The 14,714-nt window shown below is 36.9% G+C and carries 12 protein-coding genes; 6 read left to right on the forward strand and 6 right to left on the reverse strand.

Features of this window, described 5'->3' with window-relative positions; translation table 11 throughout:
- Nucleotide 1: 1 nt before the first annotated feature.
- The 4 genes from nrfD to EV200_RS14035 form a co-directional block, all read right to left on the reverse strand.
- On the reverse strand, nt 2–1,474 hold the full coding sequence (gene nrfD / locus EV200_RS14020; protein WP_029286948.1) for an NrfD/PsrC family molybdoenzyme membrane anchor subunit: 1,473 nt from the start codon (nt 1,472–1,474) through the stop codon (nt 2–4).
- A 26-nt stretch (nt 1,475–1,500) separates the two neighbouring features.
- Nucleotides 1,501–4,521, reverse strand: a complete 3,021-nt coding sequence (locus EV200_RS14025; protein ID WP_132533674.1) for a TAT-variant-translocated molybdopterin oxidoreductase — start codon at nt 4,519–4,521, stop codon at nt 1,501–1,503.
- Nucleotides 4,522–4,569: 48 nt separating this feature from the next.
- A complete protein-coding gene (locus EV200_RS14030; RefSeq protein WP_132533676.1) occupies nt 4,570–5,871 on the reverse strand; it encodes a c-type cytochrome in 1,302 nt (433 codons plus the stop codon).
- A gap of 253 nt (nt 5,872–6,124) precedes the next feature.
- Nucleotides 6,125–7,105 (reverse strand): deoxyhypusine synthase family protein, encoded by a 981-nt coding sequence (locus EV200_RS14035; RefSeq protein ID WP_057931708.1) that lies wholly within the window; start codon nt 7,103–7,105, stop codon nt 6,125–6,127.
- A gap of 230 nt (nt 7,106–7,335) precedes the next feature.
- Here EV200_RS14035 and EV200_RS14040 point away from each other — a divergent pair, with 230 nt between their 5' ends.
- Complete coding sequence (locus EV200_RS14040; RefSeq protein ID WP_132533678.1) at nt 7,336–8,463, forward strand: BamA/TamA family outer membrane protein; 1,128 nt, start codon at nt 7,336–7,338, stop codon at nt 8,461–8,463.
- A 79-nt stretch (nt 8,464–8,542) separates the two neighbouring features.
- On the opposite strand, the gene EV200_RS14045 is transcribed toward EV200_RS14040, so the two are convergent.
- Nucleotides 8,543–9,433: a hypothetical protein gene (locus EV200_RS14045; protein ID WP_229676841.1), complete on the reverse strand. Its 891-nt coding sequence runs from the start codon at nt 9,431–9,433 to the stop codon at nt 8,543–8,545.
- A gap of 96 nt (nt 9,434–9,529) precedes the next feature.
- Nucleotides 9,530–10,234 carry a DUF2490 domain-containing protein gene (locus EV200_RS14050; protein WP_132533680.1) on the reverse strand — a complete coding sequence of 235 codons (705 nt, stop codon included), beginning with the start codon at nt 10,232–10,234 and terminating at the stop codon, nt 9,530–9,532.
- Between the two features lie 241 nt (nt 10,235–10,475).
- Here EV200_RS14050 and fabV point away from each other — a divergent pair, with 241 nt between their 5' ends.
- The 5 genes from fabV (at nt 10,476) to EV200_RS14075 (ending at nt 14,527) form a co-directional block, all read left to right on the forward strand.
- Nucleotides 10,476–11,669 (forward strand): enoyl-ACP reductase FabV, encoded by a 1,194-nt coding sequence (gene fabV / locus EV200_RS14055; RefSeq protein WP_132533682.1) that lies wholly within the window; start codon nt 10,476–10,478, stop codon nt 11,667–11,669.
- Between the two features lie 109 nt (nt 11,670–11,778).
- The gene (locus EV200_RS14060; RefSeq protein ID WP_132533684.1) at nt 11,779–12,312 is read left to right on the forward strand and encodes a GNAT family N-acetyltransferase; all 534 of its coding nucleotides are present in this window, start codon (nt 11,779–11,781) and stop codon (nt 12,310–12,312) included.
- A 223-nt stretch (nt 12,313–12,535) separates the two neighbouring features.
- A complete protein-coding gene (locus EV200_RS14065; RefSeq protein WP_132533686.1) occupies nt 12,536–12,988 on the forward strand; it encodes a cold-shock protein in 453 nt (150 codons plus the stop codon).
- A gap of 435 nt (nt 12,989–13,423) precedes the next feature.
- Nucleotides 13,424–14,116, forward strand: coding sequence for an SIMPL domain-containing protein (locus tag EV200_RS14070; protein ID WP_132533688.1), 693 nt, complete (start codon nt 13,424–13,426; stop codon nt 14,114–14,116).
- A gap of 96 nt (nt 14,117–14,212) precedes the next feature.
- Nucleotides 14,213–14,527, forward strand: coding sequence for a hypothetical protein (locus EV200_RS14075; protein WP_132533690.1), 315 nt, complete (start codon nt 14,213–14,215; stop codon nt 14,525–14,527).
- Nucleotides 14,528–14,714: the final 187 nt, after the last annotated feature.

Here is a 14,714-nt window from a genome sequence, read left to right on the forward strand (position 1 = left end):
GTTATATTTTTGCGTAATCTTCTTGTTTAACACTATCAAATTTCTGTAAAGACTCTACGTATTCAGCAACGTACTCTTTATTCTCATGACCTTCTTTAATCTGTTTCATTTTGGCTTGCTCACTCGCAGATTTTAATAACAATTTAACCTCTGCAATAGCAATTGAAGGTAATACCCGCAAGAACAATAAGAATAAAGTAAAGAATAAGCCGATTGAACCAACAAATACACTTACATCAACCCAGGTTGGATAAAACATTGCCCAACTTGAAGGAATATAATCACGGTGTAGTGATGTCACGATAATTACGAAACGTTCAAACCACATACCGATGTTTACCACGATTGATAAGATCCAGGTTGCACGAATGCTTAAACGGATCTTCTTGAACCAAAGTAATTGCGGTGAAATCACGTTACAAGTCATCATCATCCAATATGCCCACCAGTAAGGACCAGTAGATCTGTTAATGAAGGCATATTGCTCATATTCTGACCCAGAATACCAGGCAATAAAAAATTCAGTTAAGTAAGCAACACCAACGATTGATCCGGTTAAGATGATGATTTTATTCATCGACTCAATGTGGAACATGGTGATATAGTTTTCAAGACCTAATACTTTACGGGCAACCAATAATAAGGTTAATACCATCGCAAATCCAGAAAAAATCGCTCCAGCCACGAAGTATGGAGGGAAGATAGTAGTGTGCCATCCAGGGATTACAGATGTTGCAAAGTCCATTGATACAATCGTGTGTACCGAAAGTACCAGTGGTGTAGAGATACCAGCTAAGATTAACGACACCGCTTCGAAACGTTGCCAAGTTTTAACACTTCCACTCCATCCAAAAGAGAAGATAGAATAGATTTTTCTGCGTGTGCCCACCGCACGGTCACGAATAGTTGCAATATCTGGTAATAAACCTGTGTACCAGAATAATAATGATACAGAGAAGTAAGTAGAGATGGCAAACATATCCCATACCAATGGTGAGTTAAAGTTTACCCAAAGTGAACCGAATTGGTTTGGCAATGGTAAAACCCAGTAAGCTAACCACGGACGGCCCATGTGTGATACAACATAAGTTGCGGCACAGATAACGGCGAAGATCGTCATCGCCTCTGCAGAACGGTTAATGGAGTTACGCCAGTTTTGACGGAAAAGTAAGAGTACTGCTGAAATTAATGTTCCAGCGTGACCGATACCAACCCACCATACGAAACCGGTGATATCCCAAGCCCATCCAACAGTTTTATTTAAACCCCATGCACCGATACCATTCCAAAAAGTGTAGCTTACGGCTACCACCCAAAGTAAAGCACCCAATGAGGCAAAAATGAACCCAATCCACCAGGCTTTATTTGGCTTATTTTCTACCGGTCCTAAAATATCATCCGTAATTTTAGCATACGTGATATTATCGCCGGTAATTAATGGTTCTCTAAGTATTGATTCGTTATGTCCTGACATAATTTGTATTTTCTTTATGCTAAAGCTTACGCTTGTACTGATGGATCTGTATTTCTAATTTTAGTCATATATCCGATACCTGGTTTCACGTTAATTTCTTCTAATACGTAGTAGATACGCTCAGAACGTAAAGCTTTTGAAACTTCTGAATTAGGATCGTTTGCATCACCAAATACAATTGCATTTGCTGAACATGCTTCTTGACAAGCCATTTTAATATCGCCATCTTTTAATGGACGCTTCTGTAATTTAGCTGCTAGTTTACCTGCTTGAATACGTTGGATACACATCGAGCATTTTTCCATTACACCACGTGAACGTGTAGTTACATCAGGATTTAAAACCAATTGTGTAAACTCGTTATTTAAGTAGTTATCGAAACGTGAATCATTCCAGTAGTTAAACCAGTTGAAGCGACGAACTTTATATGGACAGTTATTTGCACAGTAACGGGTACCAACACAACGGTTATAAGCCATTTGGTTTAAACCATCTGATGAGTGAACAGTTGCCAATACCGGACAAACTGTTTCACAAGGTGCATGGTCACAGTGCTGACATAACATGGGTTGGTGAACAACAGAAACATGATCTAAATCTTCCAACTTAGCAATTTCCTTTTCCTTAGTTACATCACCATCCTTGGTTTCGTAGCTGTAATAACGATCGATACGAATCCAGTGCATCTCACGGCGACGGCGAACCTCATCACGACCTACAACAGGAATATTATTTTCTACGTTACAAGCCACTACGCAAGAACCACAACCAGTACAAGCATTCAAATCGATTGCCATTACCCAGTTGTTACCTGGTTTTTCATATTGATCCCAAAGATCGTAATCTTTATGTTCACCTTTTTCGTTACCAGCCGCAGGGTCTTTTAAGAACTCTTTGAAAGTAGCTTCCTTAATTACTGCACGACCTTCGAAAGAGTGGTGAGTTTGTGTTTGTGCCAATTCATAATAACCGCCTGTTGGGGTAATGGTTACTGAACTCGCATACTGCATGGTACCATTCACAAAAGAAACAAAAGGGAAAGCATTTTTACCAACATCATTACCAGCCTTACCAACTTTAGTACGGCCATAACCTAATGCGATAGATGCTGTTCCTTGTGCTTGTCCAGGCTGGATCAATACAGGTAAATCTATTGAATATCCGTTTGTACCTTTTACAGTAACAACATCAAATTCTTTAATTTTTAATTTCTCAGCGTATTTTGGAGCAAGGGCTACATAATTATCCCAGGTTACTTTAGAAACCGGATCAGGTAATTCCTGTAAGAATGCATTGTTTGCATTTTTACCATCACGCATTGGGATGTTTTCATAAACCTGAAGTTCCACCTCTTTAGCCAATGCCTTGCTGCTACTTACGATAGAAGTAGCTACTTGCGCTAATGATTGTGTAAATGAATAAGCTGCTGCAGGCTTTGGTGCACTAGATACAACACCTTTTTCTAAAATATCATTCCATTTTAATCCAAGAGCAGGTAACATTTTAGCTTCCCAGTTGCTGCGAACAAACTGATAATAGTTCTTAACGGGAGCATCTGCCCAGATTAACATGCTTTCTTCTGCCTGACGGCTATTGAAAACAGGGTTAATGGTTGGCTGAACGATTGAATAATAACCTTCGTACGCATTTGCATCACCCCAAGACTCTAAATAATTGTGGTTAATCGCAATGGCGTCACAAAGTGAAGCAGTTTCATCAGCCCTGTCTGCAAATGAAATCTTTGCAGGAACATTTTTCAATGCTGCTTCAAATTTCTTAACATCCAGATAGTCATAAGCCGGGTTGCTGTTCAAGAATAAAACTGCACCTACTTCTCCACGACTCATTTCAGCAACTAAACCATTAAATTCAGCATCGTTACCAGCATATAAGTAACAAGGATTATCTAAATCAATAGTAGTACCATAACTGCCAATTGCAGCATTGATTGCATTAACCAGGATTTGAGTTGAAACATCGTTCGAACCGCAAACCACAAGTCCTTTACCTTTATTTTGTGCTAATTCTTTTGCCGCTAATTTGATTACTTTATCTGCAGTAGTATTATTACCTAATGTTCCGCCTGGTAAAGATTGACCAGTAATAGCATTATATAAAGCAATTAATGCAGGTCCTTCTTCTGATAATTTAACCGGAACACGCGTATCTGCATTAGTACCTGTTAAGCTCATACCACTTTCAAACTGAATGTGGCGGCTCATTTTTTTGCTTGCTAATGATTTGTAATTACGGTTAGCAGTATATTGAGCTGTAAACTCTTCTCCGCTAATCCATGTACCTAGAAAATCAGCACCGAAACTTACAATTAAGTCAGCCTTATCAAAATTGTATTTTGGTAAAACAGCTTTTCCGAAACTATTTTGATTGGCCTGAATAATTCCTGTATAAGAAACCGCATCATACTGAACCAATTTAGCTGCAGGATATTTAGCAACAAATTGTGCAATAACCGCATTGGTAGAAGGACTGTTTACAGTAGAAGCTACTAAACGGATTTTCTTGCCAGAAGCTTGTGCTTTAGCCAGTTCAGTTTTAACAAAACCATCTAATTTAGTCCACGTAGTTTCTTCATTCTTAAGAACAGGTGCCTTTAATTTAGAAACATCATATAAATCTAAAACTGAAGCTTGTGCTCTCGCATCTGTTCCACAATTGAACTCACCTGCATTAGGATTTGGTTCAATTTTAATCGGACGACCTTCTCTTGTTTTAACTAAGATACTCTGGCCATTAAAGCTAGAAGTATAATAGTTAGGAATACCCGGAGTAACCTCTTCAGGTTTTACCAGGTAAGGAATAGATTTATGAATCGGGGCTGTTTGACATGCAGCCAAAGTAACCGCTCCTAAACCAAAACCTAACGCCTTTAAAAAGTCGCGGCGTGGGGTAACGGTGCTTAACCCTGCTTCATTTAAAACATCTTCTATTGGAAGTGGCTCGGCGAATTCGTTTTTGTTATTCTTAACAAAATCGGGTGTATTGTTATACTCCTCTAAGCCTTTCCAGTATTTTTTATTGCTTTCCATTTAAGCTATATTACTGTTTATCGAACGTTCTTACTAAAACTCTAATTATTAATAGTGGCATTTACCACACTCTAAACCACCCAATAATGCTGGTGTGATTTTCTCGCCTTTTTTAATTTTCTCATGCGCTTCGATAACCTTAGCGTAGAAAGCATTATTTTTCTGACCAGAAATATCAGTTTCCTTGTGGCAGTTAATACACCATTTCATGGTTAGTGGAGAATATTGATAAATTTCTTCCATTGTATTAACCGGACCATGACAAGCAAAACATACTGGCTCATTTGGCTGTAAACCTTTTGCTTTACGAATCGCATCCTCAGCAACCACTACGTGTTGAGAGTGATTGAAGTAAGCAAAATCAGGAAGGTTGTGTACACGTACCCACTCCATTGGTTTTGATTTACTTTCATCGTACTTCTGAGTTTCAGGATCGTAACCTAAAGCATTATAAATCTTTTTGATTTCCGGAGAAATTTCACCATCATACTTATCTCTCGCCTGTACCGCTTTATGGCAGTTCATACAAACGTTTAAAGATGGAATGGTTGCATTTTTAGATTTAAAAGCACCGTTGTGACAATACTGACAATCGATTTGATTGATCCCCGCATGTAACTCATGAGAGAATTTAATAGGTTGTACTGGCTGATAACCGGTGTGAACACCTGTATTCCACATACCCATCCAACCGAATGAACCCAATGCAATGATTAAACACAAGATGAAGAACATAACGAACTTCTTGTTTTTGAACATCTTGCGGATACCCACTTTCAATGGCACATCTTCTTCGATTTCGATACCTTGTTTTTGAAGAATTAAGCGCTCCAGTAATTTGCTGGCACGACCTAAAATAACCAAAATCACAATTGCGATAGCCACAATAGCAACGATACCTGCAATAGATAAACCAGAAGTACCTTCATCTTTAGCTGAAGCACCTGCTGCACCTTCAGTACCTGCAGCCGGTTTTGGCTCACCTTCCTGAATGTACGCTAAGATATCTTTAACCTTAGCTTCGTCTAATTCAGGGAAAGAAGTCATCGCTACTTTTCCATTATCATTAAACAATTTAACAGCCTCTGGATTTCCAGATGCAATTAATGCCTGAGAATTAGGAATCCATTTCAAAAGGAATTCTTCTGAATGGCGATCGGTTACTCCGGTTAAGGCCGGACCGACTAGTTTCGCATCTAAGGCGTGGCATGACGAACATTTAGCTCTGAAAAGTGTTCTCCCCTCTTTAGCATCCTGCGCGTTAACAGTCGAAACCGCTATTACAGAAATTGCTGAAAATACGAATAACGACTTCCAAACGCTTTTTAAAATCATCGAGATATCTCTCATAATGAACACTTTATACTTATTTAATTTACTTTTTGTTGTGAAATTGATGCCTGAGCTAAGGTAGCCCCATCAAAACTTGAACAAAAGTATAACTTATTAATAAATCCCATGACATAATAGTGACTGGAAATACAATTTATAATCATTCTAAACAAATGTCGATTCTAGCCACTGAGGCAAGAAAAATGCCCATTTTTGATCATCATCTCAAATGGGCATTACCAAATCAATTTGCAAAAATCGATTTTACTTATTATTGTTTTAATATCCAGGCGAACATTAGTGGCGCAACGATAGTCGCATCGCTTTCTACAATGAATTTTGGCGTATGGATATCTAACTTACCCCAGGTAATTTTTTCATTTGGTACCGCACCGGAATAAGATCCGTAAGAAGTAGTAGAATCTGAAATCTGGCAGAAATAACTCCAGAAAGGAATGTTCTCCATTTCCATATCCTGATACAACATCGGCACAACACAAATCGGAAAGTCACCCGCAATACCACCACCAATCTGAAAGAAACCAATACCCTTACCTCCGCTGTTTGCAATATACCAATCGGCTAACCAACCCATATATTCAATTCCACCTTTAACAGTGGTTGCAGTAAGCTCTTTCTTCATGACGTAAGAGGCGAAAATATTACCCATGGTAGAATCTTCCCATCCTGGTACAACAATTGGCAAATTCTTTTCAGCCGCAGCCAGCATCCATGAATTTTTTGGATCAATTTCATAATATTGCTCCAAATCACCACTTAAAAGCATTTTATACATAAATTCATGTGGGAAATAGCGTTCGCCAGCAGCTTCTGCATCCATCCAGATTTTTTGAATGTGCTTTTGCAAACGACGGAAAGCTTCTTCTTCCGGAATACAAGTATCTGTAACGCGGTTGTAATGGTTTTCTAAAAGATCCCATTCATCCTGCGGACTTAAATCGCGATAATTAGGTACACGTTTATAATGTGAGTGGGCAACCAGGTTCATGATATCTTCTTCCAGGTTGGCACCAGTACAAGAAATGATAGCCACTTTATCCTGACGAATCATTTCTGCAAGTGAAATTCCCAATTCTGCAGTACTCATCGCACCAGCAAGCGTAATCATCATTTTACCGCCTTCATCCAAATGCGTTTCGTAACCTTTAGCCGCATCCATCATTGCTGCAGCATTAAAATGGAGGTAATTACGCTCCATAAACTGAGATATCGGTCCTCTTGTATTGCTCATTTTGTTTTGTCTTATTTGGCGCAAAAATAGGCATTTAGCTTGAAATTTAACCGCAAACGCCATAAAGTTTTTCGCCAGGTACAAAAAAAGGACTGATTACGCAAGATGTACAGCAATTAACCTAAATATAAAACTAAATTACTCCAACAAGGAACATATAGCAAAGAACTAATGAACCAATGACCGATGAACTGATAAATTTTAAATAAAAATTCAGTTAATTTGCGGCAATGAAAAAATACTACCTGATCATTGTTCTAGCCTTAATTTCTGGAAGCTCATTCGCACAAATGAAATTAATTAAAAAGCTACTTTCCAATGAGAAAGACACCCTGCGCAAGGCCAGCTTTTTACCCCTCCCCTCTTTTGGATATGCGCAGGAAACCGGATTTCAATTCGGCGTTGGAGCCATTGTAGGATTTTATACAGATCGGGCAGATACTACAAATCGTCCTTCTTCCTTAACATTAAACCTTAACTATTCAACATTGAAAGCCTATAACATGAGTTCGATGATTGATATTTGGGGCAAAGGAAATAAGCTCCATTACATAGGAGAATTACGTTTCAAAAGGATGCCTTTTAATTTCTATGGGATTGGCAACAGTACGCAGGAAGCAAATGAAGACAAATTGCTTCAGCAGCAAATAAAGGTATTATTTCAGGTAGAAAAGCAGCTGTTACCCAAAGCTTATACAGGCTTTTCTTTAGGCTTTGAAAATTATAAATATCGTGATTTTGTAGCAGATGGGATTTTTAGTCGAGATCCTTATTATAACAACAGAAGCGGAAGCGTTTTTTATTTAGGCGTATCGCAAAGTTATGATACAAGAAATAACAATAACTACACTACGAAAGGCCTTTTTGTAAGGGGAACCTATCAATATGCGCCTAATATTTTCGCTGATGGAAACTTTACAGGCAGTCAGATTAAAATCGACGCCAGAAACTTTTGGACTTTAAATAAAAGCTTCGCCATAGGTGTTCAGGGATTATACAACACCGTTATTGGCAAAAATACACCCATCTATTTGCTTCCGCAGATGGGCACTGATGAAATGATGCGCGGCTATTATAACGGGCGTTACCGGGATAAAAATCTACTTGCCTTCCAGGCAGAATTGCGGTACCGCTACAGCAGCCGTTTCGGGGCAACGGTTTTCGGAGGTACAGGAACCGTTTGGGGAATCGATGATTTTTCAACTAATTCATTCAAACCTAATTATGGTGCAGGATTTAGATACTTCTTCGATCCGGAGAAAGGCATTAGCGTACGTTTAGATTATGGCATTGGAGAAAAAAGGCCGAACGAAAAACGCCAGAGTGGATTTTATATCAGTATTGCGGAGGCTTTTTAAACGAAGTGAGATTATTATTATATTAGCATAATTGAAAAGCTCGACCTATCTTGTATATCAATTTGGTTATTTACGCTCACTAAAACTGAACACCAAGCAACCACATATTTTCAATGTAATTAATCTTCTGACTGGCTTTATCATATTCGTCCCAGCCTGTAGTATGCACCTGTGTTAAATTAGTTGCACCAAATTTAGTGGTATTTTGAAGGTACACATTCTTCCAGATATAAAACTTCAGTCCAACCTTTGCAGACACTCCATAGCCAGAAATATTCCAATGGTTATTTCTCCCTAACCCAAACAAACGAACATCAGATCTAGGAATCATTAATCCACCGCCTAGGCCAGTTTCTAATGTTAAAGAAGTGTTTCCACCAGGAGCTACCCAAATATCATCATAACGTTCTACCTCGATATTGGCATAATTAAAACCATCTGTATGCTCATAGGTTAGCATGCTTTCCTTCACGTTGATGTTTTGTCCGTTATAATCTCCGGCTAAAGAACCAGTTGCTACATTTTCAGGCGTAATATTCGCACCAATGTGACCAGTTATAGCAACTGTTTGAGGAATATCCATCACGTATTTCATGTGATCCCAACCAATAGAAACGCTATAATTATCTTTAATGAAGTAACCAACGCGAATGTTATATTGTGGAACGGTTACTAAACCTGGATTTAACCAATCCCAGCTTAATTTAGATTGTCTATCGTGTGCGACTACATCTTTAAGCGTAAAATCATAATTAGGACCAGTAAACCTGATATCACTTTTTCCATACCAGGAGTTATTATACCCCCAATGAACATAGAAATCGCCTTTACGGGAGAAATTTCGTTTATGCTCTGGGTTAAAGATGCTTTTAGAACTTGGAGTATTGGGATTAGGGGAATCTTGGTTCTCTTGCGCCTGCATCCGCCTTGCAAACAAGAGTGTAACAACCAATATAAAATATTTCTTCACGCCGCAAATTGAGCAAAAAGGAATTTAATTTACAAAAACTTTAACATATCTATATTAGTAATTTATAAAAAATGACTTTAAGATATTAAAATGAAATTAGAATCTGGTGTACACAGCCAGTTGAATAATATTGTTGTTGGTATGATTATTTATATTTTTCACAGCCTGATTCATATATCCCACTTCAAGATCCATTTTTTTTGAAAAACGGTATCCAGTAGCTAGATAAAGTCTGTTCTGATCAAAAAAACTGTTATTGAGCTGATCCTTATTCTGAAGATTTAAAAAAATTTCGTTTTGTAACGCCACAAACATCCCATTAGTGAAGGTTGCCTCTGTTTTTTTTAGGGGTTGAATAAGCCTAAAGAAATAACGGAATCGCTGTGCAAACACATCATCATTTGCCCGACCAATAAAACGCTGTTCTACTCTAAACCTATGACTGGCATATATAGATTTGAATTTATGGTTCAAAATATACTGTTCAAAAATACGATGTTCATGTAAAAGATTATTTGAAGACCCATCAAGCCAATTTTGAGTCGTTTGCCACAAATAACCCAGCGCAACATTATTTTGATCGTTAATAAAATATTGAATTGCAGGTCGTACCAGTGTATTTCTTACATTACTCCAATCATCCGCCGAGCGCACCTGAAGGTCAAACTGCAAACCCCATTTATCATTAAACTTTGTGTTGTTTAAAAACATGAACCAACCAGTATTCTGATGCTGCGTTTGTGCCGAAAGCTTTCCATTTAGAATAAAGAGCAGGAAGAAAAATAATAAAATGTTTCTCATGAATGATAAATGTTGGTTGTAATGACTTAATAAAAGATGTAAAGCTAAGCAGTTTACCTTAAAGTAATTTAACTAAAATTTCGAATTAGTTTTGGGTTGTACGATTGCTTTATTTGAATTTCATTTAATGTTACGCAATTAAAAATTTATCTTCGTTGAAGAAAGAGGATTTCAATATCAGCATAATTACTGAAATTGATCCTTTTTTTTAAGCATTACAAAAACGTAAAATAAGAGCAAAATGATTATTGAACCAAGAATGAGGGGCTTTATTTGTTTAACTGCGCATCCTGAAGGTTGTGCACAAAACGTAAAGAACCAAATTGAATATGTAAAATCTAAAGGTGCCATCAACGGCCCCAAAAAAGTATTGGTAATTGGCGCATCTACAGGTTTTGGTCTGGCTTCACGCATTACTTCAGCCTACGGATCTAATGCGGCTACGATTGGTGTATTTTTTGAAAAGGCACCTTCGGAAGGTAAAACAGCTTCGCCAGGATGGTATAACACAGCAGCATTTGAAAAGGAAGCACATGCCGCTGGCTTATATGCCAAAAGCATTAACGGTGATGCTTTTTCAAAAGAAATTAAACAAAAAACCATCGATTTAATCAAAGCAGATTTAGGTCAGATTGATTTAGTGATTTATAGCCTTGCTTCTCCCGTAAGGAAACACCCGGAAACTGAAGTTTTACACCGCTCTACTTTAAAGCCAATCGGTAGCACATACACCAATAAAACAGTTGATTTTCATACCGGAAATATAACTAACATTTCTATTGAGCCAGCTACAGATGATGATATTGCAAATACTATTGCGGTAATGGGTGGTGAAGACTGGACCATGTGGATTGAAGCCTTAAAGGCAGAAAACCTATTGGCTGAAGGTGCTACTACAGTTGCTTATTCATACATCGGCCCCGCTTTAACTGAGCCGGTTTATCGTAAAGGAACTATCGGCAGGGCTAAAGATGATTTAGAAGCCACTGCATTTAAGATTGCTGATCAATTAAAAGATATTAACGGAAAGGCTTTCGTTTCTGTAAACAAGGCTTTGGTAACACAAGCAAGTTCAGCGATTCCTGTAATTCCGCTTTATATTTCTTTATTGTACAAAATCATGAAAGAAGAAGGTATACATGAAGGAACAATAGAGCAAATTCAACGATTGTATGCAGAAAGATTGTATACAGGTGCTGAAGTTCTGGTTGATGAAAAAGGAAGAATCAGAATTGATGATTTGGAAATGCGTGAAGATGTTCAGGCTAAAGTGGCGAAGCTTTGGGAAGAGGCCACAACTGAAACCTTACCTGCAATAGGAGATTTACCGGGCTATCGTTCAGATTTTTTAAGCCTTTTCGGTTTCGAAGTTGATCAGGTTGATTATCAAAAAGAAACCAATGAAATGGTAAAGATTGAAGGATTAGTAGATTAATAAACTTTCGTTCTTTCTACGGAAAACATTCATGAACTGATTTTTTATCGGTGCAAATAATATCTAAATGGCTGGCTTATTGCTGGCCATTTTTATAAACAAATAAAAAATGAATTTCGATTTACAACCTACGTTAGAAGATAATTTAATAAAAGTGGTTCCATTAAAAGAAACTGATTTTGAAAATCTTTATGCGGTAGCTGCCGATCCGCTAATATGGGAGCAACACCCCAATAAAGACCGCTTCAAGAGAGAAGTGTTCGAGATTTTTTTCAAAGGAGCAATGGATTCAAAGGGAGCATTTATCATTTATGATCAGGCTACTGGTGAGGTGGTAGGTAGCTCAAGATATTATGAGTTGAATGAAGAAGAAAAATCCATTGCAGTTGGTTATACTTTTATAGGCCGTAAGTTTTGGGCTAAAGGTTATAACACTGCGCTAAAAAAACTGATGTTTGATTATGCTTTTCAATTTGCAGACCAGATCATCCTTCATATTGGTGCAACTAATTTTCGCTCGCAGAAAGCAACAGAAAAATTAGGTGCGATAAAAACCGCCGAGATCGAGGTTGCTTATTATGGCGAACCTGTAAAATGGAACTTTCTTTATCAAATTAATAAAATAACGTGGAATAGCAGATAGTTGGTTTATTTCTGGTATTTAATTATAATGCATCAACAATACTGCTCTTAAATTAACCAGAACATCTATTTGAATATTTTAGGATAGCCAAATATTGAGCAACAATTAGTTATCTATGCTCACGTTGATGGGAATAAAATCGTATTTCTGATTTAGTATTCTTATATTTGTATAAATCTCAATTCCACTTACCTTTTAAAAAAAACAAAACAATTATATATTTATGGCTAAATCTCAGGCAACATACAGTAAAAAAGAGAACGAAAAAAAACGATTAAAGAAACAAAAAGACAAACAAGAGAAAAAAGAAGAGCGTCAGTCTAACGCAAAAAAAGGCCAAGCTCTTGAAGACATGATGGCTTACGTTGATGAAAACGGTAACATCTCCTCTACTCCACCAGATCCGAAAAAGAAAAAAGTATTCAACATTGAGGATGTTCAAATTGGTATCACCAGACAAGAAGACATTATCGACGAAAATCCGGTTAAAAAAGGTACTGTTACTTTCTTTAATGATAGTAAAGGTTACGGCTTTATAAAAAATACCGAAACTCAAGACAGTATTTTCGTACATGCAAATGGCTTGGTTACCCAAATTAAAGAAGGTGATAAAGTTACTTTTGAAGTAGAAATGGGTCAAAAAGGTCCTACAGCTGTTAAAGTATCTAAAATCTAATCGTTATTAAACGCTCCAATTGCTTTCTCAACAGCAATAAGATAAAAATCTGCAGATCAAATTCTGCTGCGCCAGGTTTTATAAACATTTATATTTCCGTCTATTTAGCATAAAACCTAGCGCATTTTTTCTTTCTCAAATCGGACACAATTTAGTTCTTGATCCAATCTCATCCTTACGAAGGCATTCAAATTATATTCGAACCTAAGGGTAGAATTCATTTTAAAATGAAAATTCTTTGTTTTTTGATATTCAATTTTTGAATTAAATTAAGCGTTATCAGCCTGTTTTCAATCTGATTAACCAAAATAATAAGGCAGATTTCACAGATAAGAAAAGAGATAACTCATTCGCATTTTTAAAAAATTATTAATCTCGGTGTGGAATTTGCTTTGAATTTACATCATTACAGTACACACAAAGACAATATATCATATGAAAAAATTAATTGCAATTGCACTCGTTGCATTTTTAGGCTTATCTTCAGCCATGGCTCAACAAACAGATTTACGTAGAAAAATCAGTGTTAGCGGTAACGCAGAAACAGAGGTAACTCCTGATATCATATACATTGGAATTTCCTTAAAGGAATATTTAAACGGGAAGAAAAAAGTAGAGATTACTGAACTGGAAAAACAACTTTATGCTGCGGTACAAAAAGCGGGCATTGCGAAGGAAAATTTAACGGTCAGTAATTTAAGCAGCTGGAACGATAATACCTCAAAAAAGAAAAACCCTGATTTTTTAGCCAGTAAACAGTATCGTTTGAAGGTGAATGATTTAAATAAATTTAACGCTATCCTTGAGGAACTGGATGCTAAAGGGATTGCTAATACTAATATTGAAAGTTATGATTATTCGAAAATTGAAAGCCTAAAAAAAGACTTAAAAATTAAGGCCCTATTATCAGCAAAGGAAAAAGCAACCTACATGGTTGAAGCACTAAATGGCAAATTGGGTGCAGCAATTGAAATTCAGGACGGTGGAGACAATATTATACAACCCGTTTACAGAAATTTCATGGTTCAGTCTGCAATGGCCGAAACTTCAGCAGATACAGCACCTGAAATTGATTTCAAGAAAATCAAGTTAAACTTCACCGTTAATGTAGTTTTTGAAATAAAATAATATAAATAAAGTTAAAAAATCTCTTTTTAGAACCTACCAGAACATTTTGGTAGGTTTTTTGTTTAGTAAACATCGAACACTAAAAACTTTAAAATTATGAAAAAATTCATTTACACTTTAGCCCTTATTTTCTCTTTAGGCATTAGTTTCAATTCAGTACAAGCTGCAGATAAACCTGCAAAAAACCCTACTGAATTAACTGCTGAGCAGACACTGAAGTTGGAAAAAATTAAAACTCGTGTGGAAGAGATCAGAGACATGGATAAGTCTAATTTAACCAAAGCAGAGCGCAAAGCTTTACGTAGCGAGTTAAGAGAATTAAAAGGTCAGGCACGTGCAGTATCAGGTGGTGTTTATCTTTCAGTAGGAGCGATTATCATCATCATCTTATTATTGATCCTGATTTTATAATAAAAAACAACATCTATCTATAAAAACAAAAAAGCTTTGCATTGCTGCAAAGCTTTTTTTATGTGGAATAATATCGTTAAATCTAGTTTTAGCGTATCAAAATTTGGTTGTAGCGTCTCGCTACGATCCAACTCATATAGCGATAGCATTAAGATTGCTTCGTGCCTCGCAATGACGATTTATCTAA

It is taken from the genome of Pedobacter psychrotolerans (genome assembly GCF_004340665.1).
Classification (GTDB): Bacteria; Bacteroidota; Bacteroidia; order Sphingobacteriales; family Sphingobacteriaceae; genus Pedobacter; species Pedobacter psychrotolerans.